The 21,495-nt window shown below is 60.1% G+C and carries 19 protein-coding genes; 11 read left to right on the plus strand and 8 right to left on the minus strand.

Going from position 1 to position 21,495, the window contains the following annotated elements:
- The first annotated feature begins 44 nt into the window (after positions 1-44).
- On the plus strand, positions 45-716 hold the full coding sequence (gene grpE, locus PDO_RS13405; protein ID WP_081593185.1) for a nucleotide exchange factor GrpE: 672 nt from the start codon (positions 45-47) through the stop codon (positions 714-716).
- Between the two features lie 72 nt (positions 717-788).
- On the opposite strand, the gene ptsN is transcribed toward grpE, so the two are convergent.
- The 6 genes from ptsN to lptC form a co-directional block, all read right to left on the minus strand.
- Entirely contained in the window at positions 789-1,253 is a 465-nt protein-coding gene (gene ptsN, locus PDO_RS13410) for a PTS IIA-like nitrogen regulatory protein PtsN (RefSeq protein WP_007602443.1), read from the minus strand.
- A 74-nt stretch (positions 1,254-1,327) separates the two neighbouring features.
- Positions 1,328-1,906, minus strand: a complete 579-nt coding sequence (hpf, locus tag PDO_RS13415; RefSeq protein WP_007602446.1) for a ribosome hibernation-promoting factor, HPF/YfiA family — start codon at positions 1,904-1,906, stop codon at positions 1,328-1,330.
- 249 nt (positions 1,907-2,155) lie between these two features.
- Positions 2,156-3,724: an RNA polymerase factor sigma-54 gene (gene rpoN, locus PDO_RS13420; RefSeq protein WP_007602448.1), complete on the minus strand. Its 1,569-nt coding sequence runs from the start codon at positions 3,722-3,724 to the stop codon at positions 2,156-2,158.
- Between the two features lie 145 nt (positions 3,725-3,869).
- Positions 3,870-4,619 (minus strand): LPS export ABC transporter ATP-binding protein, encoded by a 750-nt coding sequence (gene lptB, locus PDO_RS13425; RefSeq protein ID WP_192814372.1) that lies wholly within the window; start codon positions 4,617-4,619, stop codon positions 3,870-3,872.
- A 79-nt stretch (positions 4,620-4,698) separates the two neighbouring features.
- Positions 4,699-5,256, minus strand: a complete 558-nt coding sequence (locus tag PDO_RS13430; RefSeq protein ID WP_007602453.1) for an LptA/OstA family protein — start codon at positions 5,254-5,256, stop codon at positions 4,699-4,701.
- Positions 5,253-5,936, minus strand: coding sequence for an LPS export ABC transporter periplasmic protein LptC (gene lptC / locus PDO_RS13435; protein ID WP_007602454.1), 684 nt, complete (start codon positions 5,934-5,936; stop codon positions 5,253-5,255). Before lptC ends, PDO_RS13430 begins: the two co-directional genes overlap by 4 nt.
- Before the next feature lie 312 nt (positions 5,937-6,248).
- Here lptC and PDO_RS13440 point away from each other — a divergent pair, with 312 nt between their 5' ends.
- From PDO_RS13440 to olsB, 6 genes are all read left to right on the plus strand, one after another.
- Positions 6,249-6,551, plus strand: coding sequence for an integration host factor subunit beta (locus tag PDO_RS13440; protein WP_006724965.1), 303 nt, complete (start codon positions 6,249-6,251; stop codon positions 6,549-6,551).
- A gap of 96 nt (positions 6,552-6,647) precedes the next feature.
- Complete coding sequence (locus PDO_RS13445; protein WP_007602459.1) at positions 6,648-6,992, plus strand: LapA family protein; 345 nt, start codon at positions 6,648-6,650, stop codon at positions 6,990-6,992.
- Between the two features lie 106 nt (positions 6,993-7,098).
- The gene (locus PDO_RS13450; RefSeq protein WP_007602460.1) at positions 7,099-8,274 is read left to right on the plus strand and encodes a class I SAM-dependent methyltransferase; all 1,176 of its coding nucleotides are present in this window, start codon (positions 7,099-7,101) and stop codon (positions 8,272-8,274) included.
- The gene (locus PDO_RS13455; RefSeq protein WP_007602462.1) at positions 8,271-9,131 is read left to right on the plus strand and encodes a TrmH family RNA methyltransferase; all 861 of its coding nucleotides are present in this window, start codon (positions 8,271-8,273) and stop codon (positions 9,129-9,131) included. Before PDO_RS13450 ends, PDO_RS13455 begins: the two co-directional genes overlap by 4 nt.
- A gap of 3 nt (positions 9,132-9,134) precedes the next feature.
- Positions 9,135-9,626: a signal peptidase II gene (lspA, locus tag PDO_RS13460; RefSeq protein ID WP_007602464.1), complete on the plus strand. Its 492-nt coding sequence runs from the start codon at positions 9,135-9,137 to the stop codon at positions 9,624-9,626.
- A gap of 86 nt (positions 9,627-9,712) precedes the next feature.
- On the plus strand, positions 9,713-10,591 hold the full coding sequence (gene olsB, locus PDO_RS13465) for a l-ornithine N(alpha)-acyltransferase (protein ID WP_007602479.1): 879 nt from the start codon (positions 9,713-9,715) through the stop codon (positions 10,589-10,591).
- Here olsB and PDO_RS13470 read toward each other — a convergent pair.
- On the minus strand, positions 10,588-10,806 hold the full coding sequence (locus PDO_RS13470) for a hypothetical protein (protein WP_037073949.1): 219 nt from the start codon (positions 10,804-10,806) through the stop codon (positions 10,588-10,590). The two genes, olsB and PDO_RS13470, sit on opposite strands and share 4 nt — an antisense overlap.
- 115 nt (positions 10,807-10,921) lie before the next feature.
- On the opposite strand from PDO_RS13470, the gene PDO_RS13475 reads away from it, so the two are divergent.
- A complete protein-coding gene (locus PDO_RS13475) occupies positions 10,922-11,839 on the plus strand; it encodes a LysR substrate-binding domain-containing protein (RefSeq protein WP_007602481.1) in 918 nt (305 codons plus the stop codon).
- A 7-nt stretch (positions 11,840-11,846) separates the two neighbouring features.
- On the opposite strand, the gene PDO_RS13480 is transcribed toward PDO_RS13475, so the two are convergent.
- The gene (locus tag PDO_RS13480; RefSeq protein WP_007602483.1) at positions 11,847-14,132 is read right to left on the minus strand and encodes an NADP-dependent malic enzyme; all 2,286 of its coding nucleotides are present in this window, start codon (positions 14,130-14,132) and stop codon (positions 11,847-11,849) included.
- Positions 14,133-14,329: 197 nt separating this feature from the next.
- Between PDO_RS13480 and mutS the strand changes: the two genes are divergently transcribed.
- The 3 genes from mutS to murJ all read left to right on the plus strand — a co-directional run bounded on the left by mutS (position 14,330) and on the right by murJ (position 21,480).
- Positions 14,330-16,981, plus strand: a complete 2,652-nt coding sequence (mutS, locus tag PDO_RS13485; RefSeq protein WP_244426447.1) for a DNA mismatch repair protein MutS — start codon at positions 14,330-14,332, stop codon at positions 16,979-16,981.
- Between the two features lie 62 nt (positions 16,982-17,043).
- Complete coding sequence (locus tag PDO_RS13490; protein ID WP_037073953.1) at positions 17,044-19,911, plus strand: [protein-PII] uridylyltransferase; 2,868 nt, start codon at positions 17,044-17,046, stop codon at positions 19,909-19,911.
- Positions 19,912-21,480: a murein biosynthesis integral membrane protein MurJ gene (murJ, locus tag PDO_RS13495; protein ID WP_007602489.1), complete on the plus strand. Its 1,569-nt coding sequence runs from the start codon at positions 19,912-19,914 to the stop codon at positions 21,478-21,480. It abuts the gene before it with no gap.
- The last annotated feature ends 15 nt before the right edge of the window (positions 21,481-21,495 follow it).

Below are 21,495 nucleotides of genomic sequence, written 5' to 3' on the forward strand. Positions count from 1 at the left end.
TTCTTTCCCCTCCACGCCTTGATTTTTGCGCGACAAACCCTGATATCGGGCACAAATTCGAAACTCAGAATTCGAACAATGACAATAATTCGGAGACCGTCATGACCGATGAGACCAACAAGAATGGACCTGACACGGCGGCTGCCGAGGCGACCATGCCCGATGCAGCAGAAGAGCAGATCATCGTCGAAAACGAACCGGACGTGGATCCATTGGATGCTCTGAAGGCAGAAAATGCGGATTTGCGGGATCGCTTCCTGCGTCTGGCCGCCGAAATGGACAATCTTCGCCGCCGGACGGATCGCGAGATCAAGGACGCCAAGTCCTATGCCGTCACTGGCTTTGCGCGCGACATGTTGTCGGTTTCGGACAATCTGCGCCGCGCGATTGAAGCCCTGCCGGAGGAAGCCCGCACGACGGCAGACGCCGGTCTGGCCGCTCTGATCGAGGGTGTGGAAATGACCGAGCGTGGCATGCTGGCGACGATGGAGCGTCATGGCATCCGCAAGATCGAGCCGGTCGGTCAGAAATTCGACCCCAATTTCCATCAGGCGATGTTTGAAGTGCCGAACCCGGATGTGCCCAACAGCACCGTCGTCCAGGTCGTCCAGGCCGGTTACGCCATCGGCGAGCGCGTGCTGCGCCCGGCCATGGTCGGTGTCGCCAAGGGCGGCCCAAAGATCGACGCAACGGCAGACGCTGCCGGCAAGGCCTGAGCCTCAAGCCATGCATGAAACAAAAAAAAGCGCCCATCGCGGGCGCTTTTTTTATGTCCGTGACAGATTGCTTCAGGCGGCGTTGGACGCATGTTCCTGATTGAGGAAGGTGAAGATCGCCGAAGCGGAATCGGTTGCGCGCAGCTTGGCCACGAGGTCTTGGTCGCGCAGGACACGGGCAATGCGGGACAAGGCCTTGAGATGATCCGCGCCGGCACCTTCCGGGGCAAGCAGCAGAAACACCAGATCGACGGGCTGATCGTCCAGCGCCTCAAAATCCACCGGCGTTTCGAGCCGGGCGAAGACGCCGGTAATCTGTGTAATTCGGTTGAGCTTGCCATGCGGAATGGCAATTCCATTGCCGACCCCGGTGGAGCCGAGGCGCTCGCGCTGCAGGATGACATCAAATATTTCCCGTTCGGGAATATTGGTCAACTTCGAGGCTTTTGCCGCAAGTTCCTGAAGCAGTTGCTTCTTCGAATTCACCCTGAGGGCGGGTACGACAGCATCCTGTTGCAGCAAATCTGCCAAGGCCATATCAACTTCCTTCATGCCGGAGAGACGAGCGGCGGGCGAGTGCCAGAATGGAATTCGCCCGCCGTTGTGCTTCTTCAGCCTTTGATGTTGGCGGAATCGATCCACCCGATATTACCATCATTGCGACGGTATACGATGTTTACTTCTTCTGTTCCCGGACTTCTGAACAGGAGAACAGGCTCGTCAGTCATATCCAGCGCCATGACGGCCGAGGCGACCGACATCGTCCTCAGCTTTTTGGTGCTTTCTGCAACGATCGTGGGTGCATAATCTTCCGGCACCTCGTCTTCGTGCTCGTCCGGAAATGAATCCATGACGGTATAGGCAACTTCAATCGATGTGCCGGCAACGCCGACCGCATGGTGATCCTTCAACCTGCGCTTATAGCGTCTAAGGCGCTTTTCAATACGCTCAAACGCCGTGTCGAAAGCCACTTGAGGATCATTTGCCTCGCCAGCGGCATGAAGGTTAGCGCCTGCGTCGAGATGAACGAGGCAATCTGCGGCATACCGCGATTGCGACTTCGTCACGACGATCTGGCTCGAATACCCTCCGTCGAAGTATTTGGTCACCGCATCTTCGATCCGCTGTTCGATCCGCTGCCGGAACGACTCGCCGATTTCCATTTGCTTGCCGGATACACGCACACTCATGGAGTTTCCCTTCTTATCGTTGGTTTGCAAATCTATCGTCGATTTGCAGAGACCATTTTACGCCAAGCCACGTCCGCGTCCAAGCTTTTCGAGCGAACCAATGAATCTGATGCCTCGTTCGATGGACGTGTGCTGGGGATAAGTTTCAAGCAAGAGTATGCGCGTTCGATTGCGGCGGGCTTCTAGCTTTCATCCCGTCGAAAGTCAATGCACTGTTAAGATTCAGGTAAGTTTCGCGCGGTGAAGACCCTAGATTGCAGGCACTTTGGCCATGGCGCGCTTCTCCCTGCGTCGCTGCACGGAGGAGGGGATATTCATCGACTCGCGATATTTTGCCACGGTTCGCCGGGCCAGGTCGACGCCGCTCGATTTCAGGGTGCACACAATGTCGTCATCGGACAGGACGGCTTCTGTACTTTCCTGCGCGATCATCATGCGAATGCGATGGCGCACCGCTTCGGCGGAGTGGGTATCACCGCCCTCGGCAGACGCGATCGAGACGCTGAAGAAATACTTCAACTCGAAGAGACCGCGCGGCGTCATCATGTATTTGTTTGTCGTGACGCGGCTCACGGTTGATTCATGCATCTTGATCGCATCGGCAACGATCTTGAGGTTGAGTGGCCTGAGATGGTCGACGCCTTGCTCGAGAAAGGCCGACTGCTGCCGCACAATTTCCACGGCCACCTTCATGATCGTCTTGGCGCGCTGGTCGAGGCTGCGTGTCAGCCAGTTGGCGCTCTGCAGGCATTCCGACATGAAGGCTTGATCACCGCTATCCTTGGTGCCGCCCTGTCGACCGACCGCTGCCATGTAGTTCTGGTTGACCAGCACGCGGGGCAGGGCGTCCGGATTGAGTTCGACCTTCCAGCCGCCAAGCGGATCAGGTCGCACGACGATGTCCGGCGTCACCGATTCCGTTGCGCTGTGTTCGAAATTGCTGCCAGGCTTGGGGTTTAGTTTGCGGATCTCGGCCAGCATATCGATGAGATCTTCCTCGTCGACGCCGCAGATCTTTTTCAGTGTGTTGAAATCGCGTTTCGCGAGAAGCTCGAGGTTCTCGACCAGGCCTGCCATCGCCGGATCGTACCGATCGCGCTGACGAAGCTGTATGGCCAGGCATTCACTCAGCGTCCGGGCGAAGACGCCGGCCGGCTCCAGTGTCTGCAGGGTTTCCAGCACCAGCTCTATCGCATGCCGGTCGCGTCCCAGCCGCGATGACACTTCGCCGAGATCGGCGCGCAGATAGCCGGCTTCATCGAGATGATCGACCAGAATGGCGGCAATCAGCCGATCGGCATCGTTGTTGAGCGCAAACGGAATTTGCTGGTTCAGGTGATCGCGCAGGCTGATCTGCCCGGCGACGAAGTCGTCAAGGTCGAAACCCTCGCCCGTCTCGCCGGAATTGCCCGGCATCGACTTCCATTGGCTGAGCAGTTCCGGCGCATCGGGTCGCACCGCGGAACCTTCATCGGAAAATGCATTGTCGAAATTGGCATCCAGCCGGTCGTTCAGGCTGGCATTGCCATTTTCCTCATACCAGTCACTGTCGAGTGAGGGCGCGGCGGGCGCGTCGTCATTGGCATGATGTGTCTCTGCGGAGATCGGCGGTGGCCTGTCCGTCGGATCGGCACTGTCGCCGCCCAAATCGCCATCATCTGCCACCATTTCAAGCAGCGGGTTGCGTTCGATTTCCTGGGAGATGAACTGCATCAGTTCGATATGCGTCATCTGCAGCAGCTGAATCGATTGCATCAGCTGCGGTGTCATCACCAATGACTGGCTTTGTCGCAGGAAAAGATTGGCGGATAAGGCCATGATCGACGCTAGACTCCCCTACATCCCCCGATAATTCCCGTCTTTCATGACGGGCAAAATCCACTTGGCCCAAAAATTGCTTTTTATTTCAGTTTGGTCAAGTCGCAGGAGGGGATGCGGAGGAGTTTTATTGGTCCGGAGGCCCTTAAAGGCTGAACTTGTCGCCGAGATAGAGACGACGAACATCGGCATTGTTGACGATATCGTTCGCCCGTCCGTGGGTCAGCACTTCGCCGGCATGAATGATATAGGCCCGATCGATCAGTCCCAATGTCTCGCGGACGTTATGGTCCGTGATCAAAACGCCAATGCCGCGTGCCGTCAAGTGCCGCACCAGATTTTGGATGTCGGAGACGGAAATCGGATCGACCCCGGCAAACGGCTCGTCGAGCAGCATGAAAGTTGGATCGGTGGCCAGCGCACGTGCGATCTCGAGACGACGGCGCTCGCCGCCGGACAAGGCGACAGCTGCTGATTTGCGCAATTTCTCGATGTGGAATTCGTGCAACAGTTCATCGAGCTTGGCTTCACGCTTGCGGCGATCGCTTTCATGCACTTCGAGCACGGCCCGGATATTGTCCTCGACCGACAGGCCGCGGAAGATCGACGCTTCCTGCGGCAGATAGCCCACGCCGAGGCGCGCACGTCGATACATCGGCATGGACGTGACGTCGTTGCCATTGATCGTGATCGTGCCGGCATCAACCGGAACCAGGCCGGTGATCATGTAGAAGCAGGTTGTCTTGCCAGCCCCGTTCGGGCCAAGCAGGCCGACGGCCTCACCCCGGCGAACCACGAGGGATGCGCCATTGACGACGCGACGCGTATTGTAGGTCTTGGTCAGCCCGTGGGCAATCAACGTGCCTTCGTAGCGCGACTTGTCGCCCTTCAGCACGGGGCTGGCCGCAGCCGCGTCCGCCGGGCTGCCGGCCTTCTTCGAAAAAAATGGGATTTGCACGTTCAGACCGATCCCGTCACTGCTTTTTCTGCGATTTAGGGTCGAGCTGGATCTGTACCCGTCCGCCACAGCTGTCGAGCTTGGCTTGGCCAGAGGTCATCTGGACGGTCAGCTTGCAGCCCACGAAAACATTCTGGCCTTCCGACAGCACAACGCGGTCACCTTCCAGAACGAAAACCTGCTTCGTCATGTCGAAGAAGCCCTTGTCCGCCGTTGCCTGCTGTGTGCCCGACGACAGGAAGACCTTTTCCATCACATCGATCTTTTCGATGTCGGCATTGCCCTGGGTGACGCTTGTGCCTTCACCGCGATAAAAAACCGTCATCGCGCCCGCCTGCAATGTGGTCGCGCCCTGCACGACTTTGACATTGCCGGTGAAGAAAGCCTTCTTCTCCTGCTCGCGAATTTCCAACGCGTCGCTTTCGATCTGGATCGGCTGGTCGTTGGAAAGCTTCATGCCGTCCATCTGGCTGCTCTTTGCCTGGCCGAAGGCCGAGGTCGATATGCAGGACAAAACGCCCAGCAGCAACACGTGGCCGGCGATGGAGAGCTTGGGGGAGCGGCTAGAAATCATGGTTTGGCGGCTTCCATTGACCCGTTTTGACGAAGCGCTGACGGCTCTATGTTGACCCGTACCTCGCCCGTGAATGTGATTGTTCGCCCCTTATCCGTTATATTGAGCGACTTCGCAACAATCGAAGCGCCCTTGGTCTGGATTGCGACCGGATCGGAGGTTTCCATCGTGCCGCCCTTGATGTTCAGACGTGCCGATTGGAACTGGGCGTCGAGGCCGCTGTTGAGGTTCAGCGTAAATGGCTTGTCGAGATTGAGGAACTCGGAACCGCGGTCGAAGATGCCCCCGATTGCCTCGACACGGGCAATGATCTTGTCGTTTACCGGCACGGCCGCAGCGATCGTCTCGAGCGCAATGATGTTCGGGTTCTTGATGTCCTGCAGCGCCCGCTCGGCGCGCATCGAATAGCTGACGCCATCGGCATTGCGCCCGGAAATGGCGGGCTTTTCCATCACGACCTTGCCGTTTTCAATCTTCGCGGACGCGATCTCCAGGTTTTCCGGCAGATAGGCGCGGACGATCGATACGCCGATAAACATGAAGGATATGAGTGCCGCGCCGACCGGCAGCAGCACCTTCAGCCGCCGTACCCGCGTCGAATGGCTCGCCGCCTTGCGATAGGCGATCGCCCCAGGCGACTGCCCGGCGGCCTGCGCACTCTCGTCTGTCCGTTGCAACATAAGGAAAATCCGTCTGATAGAGCGCGCATCGTGTCGATGACGTCGCCCGGAGCCGACGTTTCGCATTTAAATCCGTGAATGCCAATATGGATTTTCACACGCCAATTACAAGTTTGCATGGCGATGGGGCCAATTTGCGACCCATAGAAGCATAAGCCAAAATTGGCGGTAGCGGTCCGCCTGCATTTGTGATTTCTGTCATAGCCTTCGCATTTGCTGCATCCGGCGGTTAAGTTGTTCCTTGACTGGGCTTTTTTGGTTTGGCAACGTTAGCGGCGATCAGAACATTTGAGAAACTCAGGGGGAGCGCGCGTGATTAAATCGGAACTTGTGCAGATTGTCGCGGCCCGCAATCCGCATCTCTACCACCGGGATGTCGAAAACATCGTCAATGCCGTGTTGGATGAGATCACTGACGCACTCGCTGGCGGCAACCGCGTCGAACTTCGCGGGTTTGGTGCATTTTCCGTCAAAAACCGTCCCTCCCGCTCCGGTCGCAATCCGCGCACCGGCGAAACCGTTTTTGTCGAGGAGAAATGGGTGCCGTTCTTCAAGACCGGCAAGGAGCTTCGCGAGCGTCTGAACCCCGGAATGGGCGACGAAGACGACGAATGATCGTACAGCCGGATTGAAAAAGTCGGCCCGGTGATTAACTTGGGTGGCGTAAGCGCCGTGTCCTGACATGGCGAACAAATCACAGGGAGTGCCGCCATGGTCCGGAAACTGTTCACTCTAGTGGTCTTCATTCCGCTTGGCATTCTGTTGATCGTTCTTGCCGTCGCCAACCGGCAGTCCGTCAGCCTGGCGCTCAATCCCTTCAATCCTGCCGACCAGGCACTTTCGCTGTCGGCCCCCTTGTTCATGCTGCTGATCCTGGCGGTCATTCTCGGCGTCGTGATCGGTGCCGTTGTCACCTGGTTCTCGCAAAGCAAGTATCGCAAGCGTGCCCGCAACGAGAGCCGATCCGCCCAGCGTTGGCAGGCCGAAGCTGACCGCCACAAGACCCGTGCGGAACAGATTGCCGGCAGTTCCCTGCCGTCGATCGCGTCGAAGTAGGCATATCGGGGACAACTTCGCCTATTTGTCGGCAAAATCGCTTTTCGCTCCTCTGCTGGAATGATATGGGCAGCGCCACAAGAGCACGCACCCACGGATAGATGACGTGAAAAATAAGGAACGCCGCCCCGGTGGAAAGCCGCCGGCAGGCACCACGGCGAGAGCCGATCGCGGCCAAGGCGGCAAGCCGAGTGGCAAGCCTGCCAGGGCGAAGCCTGCGGCCCCAACAAACTACGATCGCCCGCAGCGTCGCGACGAGCAGAAGCCGCGTCCGGCGAAGCTTTCTGCGCCGGCTCACAACGGCCGCGAGACGCAAGTTGAAACCATCGCGGCCGAGCCTGCGCGCCCCTTGATGCTGCGCAGTGGCGAGCGCCCGGCCGAGCGCGTTCCGCTGATCCTGGAATCGGCTGGCGCCGGGGATTTCCATCTGATCGACAGCGGCGATGGCCTGAAGCTGGAGCAATATGGTCCCTACCGCATTGTCCGCCCGGAAGCACAGGCGCTGTGGCCGAAGGCCCTGCCTGCCCATGTCTGGGACAATGCGACAGCAATCTTCACTGGCGATACCGACGAAGACGGTATGGGTCGCTGGCGGTTTCCCAGCGAGGCGCTCGGTGAAACCTGGCCACTGTCGCTTCTTGGCGTCGATTTCCTCGGTCGGTTTACCGCGTTTCGCCATGTCGGGGTCTTTCCCGAGCAGATTGCCCATTGGGCCTGGATGAAGAGCCAGATCGAGCAGGCCGGACGTCCGCTGAAGGTGCTCAACCTGTTTGGCTACACCGGCGTTGCATCGCTCGTCGCAGCTGCAGCGGGAGCCGAAGTCACCCATGTCGACGCGTCGAAGAAAGCGATCGGCTGGGCGCGGGAAAACCAGTCTCTGAGCCGCCTCGACAAGGCGCCGATCCGCTGGATCTGCGAGGATGCGATGAAGTTCATCCTGCGCGAGGAGCGCCGGGGCAACCAATATGATATCATCCTGACCGATCCGCCGAAATTCGGCCGCGGGCCAAACGGCGAAGTTTGGCACCTGTTCGAGCATCTGCCTGTCATGCTCGACATCTGCCGCGAGCTTCTGTCGCCGAAGGCCCATGGCCTTGTGCTGACCGCCTATTCGATCCGCGCCAGCTTCTATTCGATCCATGAACTGATGCGCGAAACCATGCGCGGCAAGCGTGGACTGGTGGAATCCGGCGAACTGGTCATCCGAGAAGCCGGCCTCGACGGCAAGACGCCGGGCCGGGCGCTTTCAACCTCTCTCTTTAGTCGCTGGGTGCCGAAATGACCGATGATTTCAGACAGGAAGGCGCGCGCCGCGTCGGTCAGGTGAAGGAAGTCACCAGCCTTGCCAATCCGATCGTCAAGGACATCAAGGCACTGTCGCAAAAGAAGAGCCGCGACGAAAGCCGGACATTCCTCGCCGAAGGCCTGAAGCTGGTCATCGATGCGCTCGAACTGGGCTGGACGATCCGCACCCTGGTCTATGCCAAGGCCGGCAAGGGCAAGCCGCTAGTTGAAAAGGTTGCGGCCCGTACGGTCGCCTCCGGTGGCCTCGTGCTGGAAGTCAGCGAAAAGGTCATGTCCGCGATCACCCGCCGCGACAATCCGCAGATGGTATCGGCCGTCTTCGAGCAGCGTTGGACGTCGCTGAGAGATGTCGCGCCGAGCGACGGCCAGACCTGGATCGCACTGGACCGTGTCCGGGATCCGGGCAATCTCGGCACGATCATCCGCACCGCCGATGCCGCCGGCGCCTCCGGCGTCATCCTCGTTGGTGATTGCACCGATCCGTTCTCGCTGGAAACCGTTCGCGCCACCATGGGCTCGATGTTTGCCGTGCCGCTGATCAAGGCGACGCCGGTAGAATTCCTCAAATGGAAAAAGGGATCCGGCGCCCGCCTCGTTGCCACCCATCTCGCCGGCGCGGTCGACTATCGCACGATCGATTATCGCTCGAAGCCGGTCATCCTGATGATGGGCAACGAGCAGTCCGGCCTGCCGGACGAACTCGCTGAGGCTGCCGATGCGCTGGCCCGTATTCCCCAGGTCGGCATGGCGGATTCGCTCAATCTGGCCGTTGCAACCGGCGTCATGTTGTTTGAGGTTCGCCGTCATCTGCTCAAGCTGGATGGAGCGAAGTAAGCGATGCTGGCTGCATTCAACCGACCACTGCCGGTCGCGATTTTCATCATCGCGGCGCTGATCCTCGATCAGGCGATCAAATATGCCGTCGAGATCTATCTGCCGATGCACGAACTGGTGCCGGTCGTCCCTTATCTCGGGCTGTATCGCACCCACAATCTCGGTGTCGCCTTCTCCATGCTGTCGGATGCCGATGGCTGGTTCATTGTCGGGCTTCGCCTGCTGATCGTCGCCTTCGTCGTGTGGCTCTGGCGCAAGACGGGGCCGGATCATCACTTCGCTCATCTCGGCTTTGCGATGATCATTGCCGGCGCCTTCGGCAACCTGGTCGATCGCTTCGTCTATGGCCATGTTGTCGATTACATTCTTTTCTACACCCAGAGCTGGTCTTTTGCGGTCTTCAATCTGGCCGATAGCTTCATCACGCTCGGCGCTCTCTGCATCCTGATCGACGAGATTATCAGCCATCGGAAAGCCAAGCCGAGCGAAGAGTGAGCGCCCGGGTCGCATGCCCGATGTGTCACTTTCCTGTCGCAGATTCGTGGTTTATGACGCGGGAAAACGAGGCCGGATTTATCGCGATGAGCTTGGAATTAATCGATCGTGGATCATTGCTTGATCAGCAGCCGGCGCCTACCAAGGCGCCGGGTTCGCTCAATCCGGGGCTTCTCGGCCGCATAGGCTCGCTGGAAACCCGGTTGGCGCGCACGGAGCGCGAGATCGATGCGGCTCAGGCCGTACGCTACCGCGTCTTCGTCGAGGAAATGAAGGCCCAGATCAGCCCGGAAGGCGCACGCCGCGAGCGCGAAGTGGATGCCTGGGATGCGCTTTGCGACCATCTTCTGGTTCTGGACCGTTCGATCGAAGGCGATGCCGAGGACCAGATTGTCGGCACGTATCGGCTTTTGCGCCACGAGGTGGCACGTGCCCATGGTGGCTTCTACTCCGGCGCGGAGTTTGCCATCGGCGAATTGCTCGACCGCCATCCGGAAAAGCGTTTCATGGAGCTTGGCCGCTCCTGCGTCCTGCCTGAATATCGCACCAAGCGCACGGTTGAGCTTTTGTGGCAGGGTTGCTGGGCCTACGCATTGCAGCACCGGGTCGATGGCATGTTCGGCTGCGGTTCCTTCCCTGGCATACGCCCGGAAGAACACGCGCTGGCTTTGTCGTTCCTGTATCAGAATGCGGTCGCCAAGGGTGAATGGGCGGTCAGCGCCCGCCCCGAACTCTACCGCGAAATGGACCTGATGCCCTCAGAGGCGATCAATGCGCGGCGCGCACTGTCAGCCATGCCGCCCCTGATCAAGGGCTATCTGCGTCTGGGCGCCATGGTCAGCAATGGTGCGGTTGTCGATCATGCCTTCAACACAACGGACGTGCTGATCGTCCTGCCGATCGCCAGCATTTCCGACCGCTACGTCAATTATTATGGCGCGGATGCAGGCCGCTTTGCCAGCTAGCAGCCGCAGCCTTGCAGCGTCGATGATGTGTTGGTGGTAGCCTTTGGCTGCCTCTCGTCACGCAGTGCCGGCAAAACCTCCGGCGGGATAGGCAGATCGGCCAGTTGCCGCATGGATAGCCCGCTCAGATCGGGCTGGCCCAGCGGATCATGCCGCCAAGATTGGTTGGTCTGACGGTTGGCAGATATTATCGTTTTCCAGAAAAACTTGAACATCACTTCGCCTTTCTTGCGGGTTTTCAGGCCGTGAGATGCTTGGATCCTATCGTTTTCTTGCAATCCTGCTCATGCTTCAATTGAGATTTCGGCCGTTTCGCTATAGCTTTTCTATATGCGAAATCTCAATCAGGTTCATTTGAACGGTCTGCGCGCCGTGGAAGCCGTCAGTCGCCTGGGCTCGTTGCAATCGGCAGCCGACGAGCTAGGAGTGTCGGTTGGTGCCGTCAGCCAGCAGGTCATCAAGACGGAACAGCAGCTCGGGCGTCAGCTTTTCGAGCGTACGAACCGTGGCATGGTGGCAGCCGACACCGCATCCGATATCCTTGCCCGCCTTACGGAAGGGCTGAGGCACCTGTCGGGTGCCGTGGCGCTGGCGCAGCGCAGTGACGATCAGGTCCTGACGATTTCGGTTGCGCCGGTGTTTGCCGCCCGCTGGCTGGTGCACCGCATCAGTGCCTTTTCCGAGCGCTTCCCCGATGTCAGCCTGCGGATCGATGCCACCGATCGTTTGAAGGACCCGACCTTTTCCGATGTCGATCTGTGCATTCGCGTCGGGCGTGGCCATTGGCCCGGCTGCCGCTCAGAACTCATCCTACAGCAGCGGATCTTCCCGGTCTGCACACCAGCCATGGCTGAGGGACTGCAAACACCCGCCGACCTGATAAAACTGCCGAAGATCGTCGACGGTCGGGCAATGTTCACCTGGGATGTCTGGCTGTCGTCTGTCGGCCTTGCCGGTACTGAAATACAGGCCCGGCATGTCTATAGCGAAGCCTCGCTCTGCCTTGATGCGGCGATTGCCGGGCAGGGCGTAATGATGGCCTGGCAGACACTCGCCTCGCACCAGTTGCAGCATGGGCAACTGGTTGCGCCTTTCGGACCTCCGGTCAAAACCGGCTTTGGCCACTATTTTGTTGTGGCGGACACTGCGCGCCGCATCTGCAAGGTCGAAACCTTCAAGCGCTGGCTGCGCACCGAGCTCGAGGAAGACATGGAGCGGCTGGCAAAAGCCGCTCCTCTTCTGGCCTGATCAGGGATCAGGCGCTGGCATTGTAGGCGGCGATTGCCGCCATGTTGACGATATCGCTGTCCTTGGCGCCGATCTGGGCGATCTGTACTGATTTCTCCAGGCCGACCAGCAGAGGACCCATCACGGTGAGGCCGCCCAGCTCCTGCAGCATCTTGGTCGAGATCGCCGCAGAATGGATCGCCGGCATGACCAGGACATTCGCCGTGCCCGAGAGCCGGCAGAATGGATACTGCTCCATCCGGTGGCCGTTGAGTGCCACATCCGCGCCCATCTCGCCGTCGTATTCGAAGTCGACATGGCGATTGTCGAGGATCTTGACCGCCTCGCGCAACCGCTCCGAGCGCTCTCCGGTCGGATGGCCGAAGGTCGAATAGGCAAGCAGCGCCACGCGCGGTTCGAGACCGAGGCGGCGCGCGACGCCGGCCGCTTCTTCGGCAATGTCAGCCAGTTCCTCGGCCGTCGGCATGTCATGCACGGCAGTGTCGGCGACCAGGATGGTGCGGCCCCGCGCCAAGGCCAGGGAAACGCCGATAACCCTGTGGCCGGGTGCCGTATCGATGCAGCGGCGCACGTCTTCGAGCGCCGTCGAATAGTTGCGTGTCGTGCCCGTCACCATCGCATCGGCGTCGCCAAGGGCCACCATGCAGGCGGCGAAGTGATTGCGGTCCGTGTTGATCAGGCGCTGGGCATCACGGTGCAGATATCCCTTTCGCTGTAGGCGGGCATAGAGATACTCGGTATAGGCATCGACCCTTGTCGAGACGCGGGCATTGACCACCTCGATGCCCGGGCGATCCAGATCGATGCCGGCGCGTTCCGCTGTTGCCTTCAGCGGTTCGTCGCGGCCGAGCAGGATGGCGGTGCCGAGCCCCTGATTGGCAAAGGCGATGGCCGCGCGCATTACCTGCTCTTCCTCGCCCTCGGCAAAGACGACGCGTTTCGGATGACTGCGCACATGCTCGTAGATACGCTGGGTGGCCGCCGCGATCGGGTCGCGGCGGGCAGACAATTCATGCGCATAGGCGCCGAGATCGTCGATCTCTTTTCTTGCAACACCGGTCTCCATCGCAGCCTTGGCGACGGCCACCGGAATGGCGGAGATCAGTCGGGGGTCGAAGGGGACCGGAATGATGTATTGCGGTCCAAAACGCGGGCGCTGGCCCTGATAGGCGGCGGCCACATCGTCCGGCACGTCCTCGCGCGCCAGGTCGGCAAGCGCGCGCACGGCGGCAATTTTCATCGCATCGTTGATCTGGCTGGCGCGAACATCGAGCGCCCCGCGGAAGATGTAGGGAAAGCCGAGAACATTGTTCACCTGGTTCGGATAGTCCGACCGACCGGTTGCCATGATTGCATCGTCGCGGATTTCGGCGACCTCTTCCGGCGTGATTTCCGGATCGGGATTAGCCATGGCGAAGATAATCGGGTTCGGCGCCATCGAGGCGATCATGTCGGCCGAGAATGCGCCTTTCTGCGACAATCCGAGCACGACGTCGGCACCTTCCATCGCTTCCCTCAATGTCCGGCGATCGGTCCTGACCGCATGCGCCGATTTCCACTGGTTCATACCCTCGATGCGCCCCTGATAGATCACGCCCTTGGTGTCGCAGAGGATGATGTTGTCGCCGTTGAAGCCCATCGCCTTGATCAGTTCGATGCAGGCGATCGCGGCAGCCCCTGCGCCATTGCAGACTAGCTTGGTGGTCTTGAAGTCACGGCCGGTGAGTTCCAGTGCATTGATCAGGCCGGCGGCTGCGATGATCGCCGTGCCGTGTTGGTCGTCGTGGAAAACCGGGATGTCCATCAATTCGCGCAGCCGGCTTTCGATGATGAAGCAATCGGGCGCCTTGATGTCTTCGAGGTTGATGCCGCCGAACGATGGGCCGAGATAGCGCACGCAATTGATGAACTCGTCGACATTTTCCGTGTCGACCTCGAGATCGATACTGTCGACGTCGGCAAAGCGCTTGAACAGCACCGCCTTGCCCTCCATCACTGGCTTGGAAGCCAGTGCGCCTAGATTGCCGAGGCCGAGGATGGCGGTGCCGTTGGAAATGACCGCGACCATATTGCCGCGTGTGGTGTAGTCATAGGCCGTCGCTGGATCTGCGGCGATCGCCTTGACCGGCACGGCAACGCCGGGCGAATAGGCCAGAGACAGGTCGCGCTGCGTGGCCATGGCCTTTGTCGGCGTGATTTCCAGTTTGCCGGGGCGGCCCTGCGAGTGGAAGTCGAGCGCTTCCTGTTCGGTGACCGAGACGCGCGTGCGAACAGTTTTCTTGTCGATCGGCATGTTTCCCCTCAGCTTGTTGTGGGCAGCTTCGTTGTCGTCGGCCCATCATGTTGTTTTTCTGCAGCGCAGGTCGTTAGTGTTGCACGACTTTATCATCAAGAAAACATTGGCCAGTGACGATCCATTCATCCACCCACAACGAGATCCTGAACGTGGCAACGCTTGCCTCGGAGGAAAGCCGTGCATCCGCCACGCCGATGATGGAACAGTATATCGAGATCAAGGCCGCCAATCCGGGGAGCCTGCTCTTTTATCGAATGGGCGATTTCTACGAGTTGTTCTTTGAGGATGCCGTCGATGCCTCGCGCGCACTTGGCATAACGCTGACCAAGCGCGGCCAGCATCTCGGCCATGACATTCCCATGTGCGGCGTGCCGGTTCATGCAGCAGACGACTATTTGCAGAAGCTGATCGTCCTCGGTTTCCGGGTTGCCGTCTGTGAACAGATCGAGGATCCGGCCGAGGCCAAGAAGCGCGGTTCGAAATCCGTGGTCAAGCGTGACGTCGTGCGCCTCGTGACCCCCGGAACGCTGACCGAAGAAAAACTGCTGTCGCCGTTCGAATCCAATTACCTGATGGCGCTCGCCCGCATTCGCGGGGGCAGCGCGCCGCAACTGGCGCTCGCCTGGATCGATATCTCGACCGGCATCTTTCGCTTGGCGGAAACGACGGAGACGCGTCTTCTCGCGGACATTCTGCGTATCGAGCCCCGCGAACTGATCGTACCGGACACGTTGTTTCATGACGATGAGCTGAAACCCGCCTTCGACGTGCTCGGTCGAGTCGTCGTGCCGCAGCCCGGCGTATTGTTCGACAGCGCCAGCGCCGAGGGGCGGATCGCTCGTTATTTCGGCGTGGGCACGCTGGATGGCTTCGGCAGCTTTTCCCGCGCGGAGATTGCCGCCGCCGCGGCAGCCGTCGCCTATGTCGAAAAGACCCAGATTGCCGAGCGCCCGCCGCTCGGCCTGCCCGAGCGCCAGAACGCCGCCTCGACCCTGTTCATCGATCCGGCCACCCGCGCCAACCTCGAGCTGGTGAAAACCCTGTCGGGCGATCGCAACGGCTCGCTGCTGAAGGCCGTCGATCGCACGGTGACCGGCGGCGGCGCCCGTCTGCTCGCCGAACGCCTGATGTCGCCGCTGACCGATCCCCAGGCGATTGCCGCGCGGCAGGATTCGGTTGCCTTCCTGCTGAGCGAAAGCCAGTTGATTGACAGTCTGCGCGATGCGTTGAAGCGGGTGCCCGACATGCCCCGCGCCCTGTCGCGTCTGGCGCTGGACCGCGGAGGTCCGCGCGATCTGGGTGGTATCGTCAATGGTCTGACGGCATCGGCCGAAGTGGCAACCCTTCTGGCGCAGGCCCTTCTGCCGAAAGAGTTGACCGATGCAATGGCCGATCTTCAGGCCCTGCCGCAGGATCTCGGCCGCGGACTGTCGGAGTTGCTCGCCGATGAATTGCCGCTGCTGAAACGCGATGGCGGCTTTCTGCGCGAAGGCGCCGTGACCGAACTCGATGAGATCCGCGCCTTGCGCGACCAGTCGCGCCGGGTGATCGCCGGTCTGCAGCTGCAATATGCCGAGGAAACCGGTATCAAGTCGCTGAAGATCAAGCATAACAATGTGCTCGGCTATTTCATCGAGGTCACCGCCGGAAACGCAGGCCCGATGACCGACAATGATGAGGGGAAAGCCCGCTTCATCCATCGCCAGACCATGGCAAATGCCATGCGCTTCACAACGACGGAACTCGCCGATCTCGAAAGCCGCATCGCCAATGCCGCCGGCCAGGCGCTGGCGATCGAGCTGGAGGCTTTTGGTCGCATGGTCGCAGACGTGGTGGCCGCTGCCGAGCCGATCAAGGCTGCCGCCCGCGCGCTCGCCGTGATCGATGTCGCGGCCGGCCTCGCATCCTTGGCCGAGGAGCAGGGCTATTGCCGCCCGATCGTCGACGACAGCCGCATGTTCCAGATTACCGCCGGGCGCCATCCGGTCGTCGAGCAGGCACTGCGCCGCCAGGCGGCCAGTCCGTTCATCGCCAATGATTGCGATCTGTCGCCGGAAAAATCCGGCGGCAATGGCGCGATCTGGTTGCTCACCGGTCCCAATATGGGTGGTAAATCGACCTTCCTGCGACAGAACGCACTGATCGCCATCATGGCCCAGATGGGTTCTTTCGTGCCGGCGGGTGCGGCCCATATCGGCGTGGTCGATCGGCTGTTCTCGCGTGTCGGCGCGTCCGACGACCTCGCCCGTGGCCGCTCGACATTCATGGTCGAGATGGTCGAGACGGCGGCAATCCTCAACCAGGCAACCGATCGCTCATTGGTGATCCTCGACGAGATCGGTCGCGGCACGGCTACTTTCGACGGTCTGTCGATCGCCTGGGCGGCAGTCGAGCATCTGCATGAGGTCAATCTCTGCCGCTCGCTGTTTGCCACCCATTTCCATGAGCTGACAGCCCTGTCGGAAAAGCTGGCGCGCATGTCGAACGTGACGATGCGGGTCAAGGAATGGGACGGCGACGTCATTTTCCTGCACGAGGTCGGCCCCGGTGCCGCAGATCGCTCCTATGGCATCCAGGTTGCGCGTCTCGCCGGCCTTCCGGCAGCTGTGGTCGCCCGTGCCCGCGATGTGCTGGCCAAGCTGGAGGATACCGACCGCAAGAACCCGGCAGCCCAATTGATCGACGACCTGCCGCTTTTTCAGGTGGCCGTGCGCCGGGAGGATGCCCGCAAGGCCGGGCCCTCCAAGGTGGAGGAAGCCTTGAAGTCACTGGATCTTGACGACCTCACCCCTCGTCAGGCACTGGATGCGCTCTATGATCTCAAGAAACAACTTGGCAAGTCTTGAGGGGTAAGGTGCCTGTCAAACGCGCCGGAAAGGCGTTATAGCGCCATCCGAAACCGGAGCCGATGATCCGGACAGCCAGAAAGCATGCCCGACACATGGCAAAAGCTGAAATCGCATTTGAAGATCTGCTCGACGTCAACGCCCTCATCGCGTCCTGTGAAGCGGTTGCCCGATCGCATTCCGAAAATCTGCTCGAGGTCCGCGCCAAGCTGCTGCCGATCCTGAAAAAGGCGAGTGCCGACGCGCGGGAAGTGGCAAGGCTCCAGCTGTTCGCTGATGGCAGTGGCATGAAATGCGCCAACAACATTTCCTGGATCCAGGATCAGTTGATCTCGGTGATTTTCAGGATCGCTGCGACCCATGTCTATCCCAATGATGCGGATGGTGTCGCTGTTGCGGCTGTCGGCGGTTATGGCCGTGGCACACTGGCGCCGGGATCCGATATCGATCTGCTATTCCTGATGCCGGCCAAGACGACGCCGAACATGCATAAGGCGGTTGAGTTCGTCCTCTACCTGCTCTGGGACATCGGTTTCAAGGTCGGTCATGCGACCCGCACGGTCGAGGAAAGCATCCGGCTGTCGAAGTCCGACATGACCATCCGCACAGCCATTCTCGAAACCCGTTTCGTCTGCGGCAGCGAGCCGCTGGTCGATGAGTTGCAGCGCCGCTTCGACCAGGAAGTCACCACCAATACCGCCCCAGAATTCATCGCGGCCAAACTCGCCGAGCGCGACGAACGCCACCGCAAGGCCGGCGACAGCCGTTACCTGGTCGAGCCCAACGTCAAGGAAGGCAAGGGTGGGCTGCGCGATCTTCAGACCCTGTTCTGGATCGCCAAGTACAATTATCATGTCCGCGACACCCGCGAACTCGTCCGCCTCGGTGTTCTGTCGCGCCATGAATGGCGCCTGTTCGAGAAGGCGGATGATTTCCTCTGGGCCGTGCGCTGCCATATGCACTATCTGACCGGCAAGCCGGAGGAGCGTCTCTATTTCGACATTCAGCCCGAGATCGCGAAAAGCCTGGGCTATCAGGCCCGGCCTGGCCTGTCTGCCGTCGAACGCTTCATGAAGCACTACTTCCTGGTGGCAAAGGACGTCGGCGATCTGACGCGCATTTTCTCCGCAGCACTGGAGGATCAGCAGGCCAAGGCCGTGCCCGGCATTGGCGGCATGATCGGCCGTTTTGCCAACCGTCCGCGCAAGATCGCCGGTGCTGCGGAATTCATTGATGATCGCGGCCGCATCGCGCTTGCCGATCCGGACGTTTTCAAGCGCGATCCCATGTCGATCATGCGGCTCTTCCATGTGGCCGACATCAATGGCCTCGAATTCCATCCGGATGCCTTGAAGGCCGTCACCCGGTCGCTGTCGCTGATCGACAATGATTTCCGCGAAAGCGAGGAGGCCAACCGCCTGTTCCTGGCGATCCTGACCTCGCGCCGTGATCCGGGCTTCATCCTGCGCCGCATGAACGAGGCCGGTGTTCTCGGCCGCTTCATTCCGGAGTTCGGCAAGATCGTCTCGATGATGCAGTTCAACATGTATCATCACTACACTGTCGACGAACATCTGATCCGCACGTTGGAAGTCCTGTCGGAGATCGACAAGGGCAAGGCCGAAGAGATCCATCCGCTCGCCAACAAGCTGATGCCGGAGATCGAGGATCGCCAGACGCTCTATGTTGCCGTGCTTCTGCATGACATCGCCAAGGGCCGTCAGGAAGATCATTCCATCGCCGGCGCCAAGGTGGCGCGCAAGCTCTGCCCGCGTCTCGGCCTGTCCCCCAAGCAGACCGAAATGGTCGCCTGGCTGATCGACCAGCATTTGTTGATGTCGATGGTTGCCCAGACCCGCGACCTGCACGACCGCAAGACGATTACCGACTTTGCCGAAAAGGTGCAGTCGCTCGATCGGCTGAAAATGCTGCTGGTGCTGACGATCTGCGATATCCGCGCCGTCGGACCAGGTGTCTGGAACGGCTGGAAGGGCCAGTTGCTGCGCACGCTCTATTACGAGACCGAATTGTTGCTGTCAGGCGGCTTCAGCCAGGTCTCCCGCAAGGAGCGGGCCAAGCACGCTGCCGAACAACTGACCAAGGCACTGGAAGGCTGGAGCCAGAAGGACCAGAAGACCTATACCAAGCTTCACTATGAGCCCTATTTGCTGTCGGTCGACCTGGAGGACCAGGTTCGCCATACGCGGTTCATCCGCCAGGCAGACAAGGCACGCAAGGCGCTCGCGACCATGGTGCGCACTCATTCCTTTCATGCCATCACCGAAATCACGGTGCTGTCGCCCGACCATCCGCGCCTGCTGTCGATCATTGCTGGCGCCTGCGCCGCTGCCGGCGCAAACATCGCCGATGCGCAGATCTTCACGACGTCGGATGGCCGCGCCCTCGATACGATCCTGATCAACCGGGAATTCCCGATCGACGACGACGAGATGCGCCGTGCCGCGACCATCGGCAAGATGATCGAGGATGTGCTGTCCGGCAGCAAGCGCCTGCCGGAAGTCATTGCCACCCGCTCGAAGGGCAAGAAGAAGAACAAGACCTTCCCGGTCCAGCCGGATGTGCGCATTTCCAACAGCCTGTCGAACAAGTTCACAGTAATCGAAGTCGAATGCCTCGACCGCATCGGCTTCCTGGCGGAAATCACGGCAGCGCTTGCCGATCTTTCGCTCGACATTCATTCGGCACGCATCACCACCTTCGGTGAGAAGGTCATCGACACCTTCTACGTGATGGATCTGGTCGGACAGAAGGTGACCAACGAAAATCGTCAGGCCAACATCGTCAACCGTTTGAAGGCAGTGATGACGGAAGGGGGCGAGGAGCCGCGTGACAAGGAAGCGCCACAGTCTTCCGCCATCGCTGCGCCGGCACAACGCAGCCCTGTGATCCAGAAGAAAGCCCGGGCCTGAATGAGCCTCGTCAAGAAATTCATGACCGTCGGCGGCGCGACGCTGGGAAGCCGTGTCTTCGGCTTTGCCCGTGAAACGCTGATGGCGGCGGCGCTCGGTACCGGTCCGATCGCCGACGTTTTCTACGCCGCCTTCCGCTTCCCCAATCTGTTTCGCCGCCTCTTCGCCGAGGGCGCCTTCAACGCTGCCTTCGTGCCGCTGTTCGCCAAGGAAATCGAGGCAAACGGTATCGATGGCGCCAAGCGGTTCTCGGAGGAAGTGTTCGGCGTCCTGTTTTCCGTCCTGCTGGTCATCACGATCGGCATGCAGCTGTCGATGCCGCTTCTGGTCGAGTGGGTGATCGCGCCCGGCTTTGTCGACGATGCGGAGAAATTCTCGCTGACCGTGCGTCTGGCGATCGTTATGTTCCCCTATCTCATGTGCATGTCGTTGACGGCTATGATGAGCGGAATGCTGAATTCGCTGCATCACTTCTTTGCGGCCGCCATCGCGCCGATCTTTCTCAACATCCTGATGATGGGAGCCCTTGGCTGGGCGCTCTGGACCGGGTCGGATCCGTCGCTGACGGCCTGGTATTTGTCCTGGTCTGTGCTGGCTGCAGGTCTGCTGCAACTTGCCGTGGTCTATCTTGGGGTTCGCCATGCCGGGATCAAGATCGGATTTCGCCGGCCACGTTATACCGCGAACGTCAAGCGCCTTCTGGTTCTGGCCATCCCGGCGGCCGTCACAGGTGGCATCACCCAGATCAACCAACTGATCGGCCAGGCTATTGCATCGGGCAAGGAAGGTGCAATTTCCGCCCTTCAATATGCCGATCGTATCTATCAGTTGCCGCTGGGTGTCGTGGGCGTTGCCGTCGGCATCGTGCTCCTGCCTGAACTCGCGCGTGCGCTGAAAGCCGGCTTCATGAAAGAGGCCGGCAATCTGCAGAACCGCTCGATCGAGTTCGTTCTCTTCCTGACGCTTCCGGCCGCCGCCGCGATCTGGGTTCTGTCAGACGAAATCATCCGCGTGCTGTACGAGCGCGGCGCCTTTACCGAACAGAATACCGCAGTTGTCGCCGGCATCCTCGCCATCTACGGTATAGGCCTGCCGGGTTTCGTGCTGATCAAGGCATTGCAGCCGGGTTACTATGCCCGCGAGGACACGAAGACGCCGATGCGCTTCACCATGATTTCGGTGGCGCTGAATACGGGCCTTGCCATCACGCTTTTCCCCCATTTCGAGGAAAGCGGCATCGCGATCGCCGAGGCCGCCGCAGGCTGGACCAACACGGTCCTGCTGTTTTCGGTTCTGCTTTGGCGCGGCCATCTGGTCTTCGAATGGGCGCTGGTCACCCGTACGCTGCGCCTGATCATGGCGTCTGGCGTGATGGCGGGCGTATTGGTCTATCTGTCGGATCGCTGGAGCGCTTCTCTGATGCCGTCCAGTTCGCTGGTCGAACAGGTCTCGACCTTGGCCTTGCTGATTGTCATCGCTATGCCGGTCTATTTCGCCACGGCCTTCCTCATCGGCGGCGCGGACTTTGGCATGATCCGGCGCAACATCAGGCGTAAGCCTAAGGCTTAAAATCGGCTGTCATCG

Source organism: Rhizobium sp. PDO1-076, from assembly GCF_000247475.1.
Taxonomy (GTDB): Bacteria; Pseudomonadota; Alphaproteobacteria; order Rhizobiales; family Rhizobiaceae; genus Allorhizobium.

Bases quoted from the DNA above. Each gene is read 5' to 3' on its own strand.
- PDO_RS13490 (WP_037073953.1), top strand. From the start codon at position 17,044: ATGATCCGGACAGCCAGAAAGCATGCCCGACACATGGCAAAAGCTGAA.
- PDO_RS13470 (WP_037073949.1), bottom strand. From the start codon at position 10,806: ATGTTCAAGTTTTTCTGGAAAACGATAATATCTGCCAACCGTCAGACC.
- lspA (WP_007602464.1), top strand. From the start codon at position 9,135: ATGCTGGCTGCATTCAACCGACCACTGCCGGTCGCGATTTTCATCATC.
- PDO_RS13455 (WP_007602462.1), top strand. From the start codon at position 8,271: ATGACCGATGATTTCAGACAGGAAGGCGCGCGCCGCGTCGGTCAGGTG.
- rpoN (WP_007602448.1), bottom strand. From the start codon at position 3,724: ATGGCCTTATCCGCCAATCTTTTCCTGCGACAAAGCCAGTCATTGGTG.
- lptC (WP_007602454.1), bottom strand. From the start codon at position 5,936: ATGTTGCAACGGACAGACGAGAGTGCGCAGGCCGCCGGGCAGTCGCCT.
- mutS (WP_244426447.1), top strand. From the start codon at position 14,330: ATGATGGAACAGTATATCGAGATCAAGGCCGCCAATCCGGGGAGCCTG.
- ptsN (WP_007602443.1), bottom strand. From the start codon at position 1,253: ATGGCCTTGGCAGATTTGCTGCAACAGGATGCTGTCGTACCCGCCCTC.
- PDO_RS13480 (WP_007602483.1), bottom strand. From the start codon at position 14,132: ATGCCGATCGACAAGAAAACTGTTCGCACGCGCGTCTCGGTCACCGAA.
- olsB (WP_007602479.1), top strand. From the start codon at position 9,713: ATGAGCTTGGAATTAATCGATCGTGGATCATTGCTTGATCAGCAGCCG.
- PDO_RS13475 (WP_007602481.1), top strand. From the start codon at position 10,922: ATGCGAAATCTCAATCAGGTTCATTTGAACGGTCTGCGCGCCGTGGAA.
- hpf (WP_007602446.1), bottom strand. From the start codon at position 1,906: ATGAGTGTGCGTGTATCCGGCAAGCAAATGGAAATCGGCGAGTCGTTC.
- PDO_RS13430 (WP_007602453.1), bottom strand. From the start codon at position 5,256: ATGATTTCTAGCCGCTCCCCCAAGCTCTCCATCGCCGGCCACGTGTTG.
- PDO_RS13445 (WP_007602459.1), top strand. From the start codon at position 6,648: ATGGTCCGGAAACTGTTCACTCTAGTGGTCTTCATTCCGCTTGGCATT.
- murJ (WP_007602489.1), top strand. From the start codon at position 19,912: ATGAGCCTCGTCAAGAAATTCATGACCGTCGGCGGCGCGACGCTGGGA.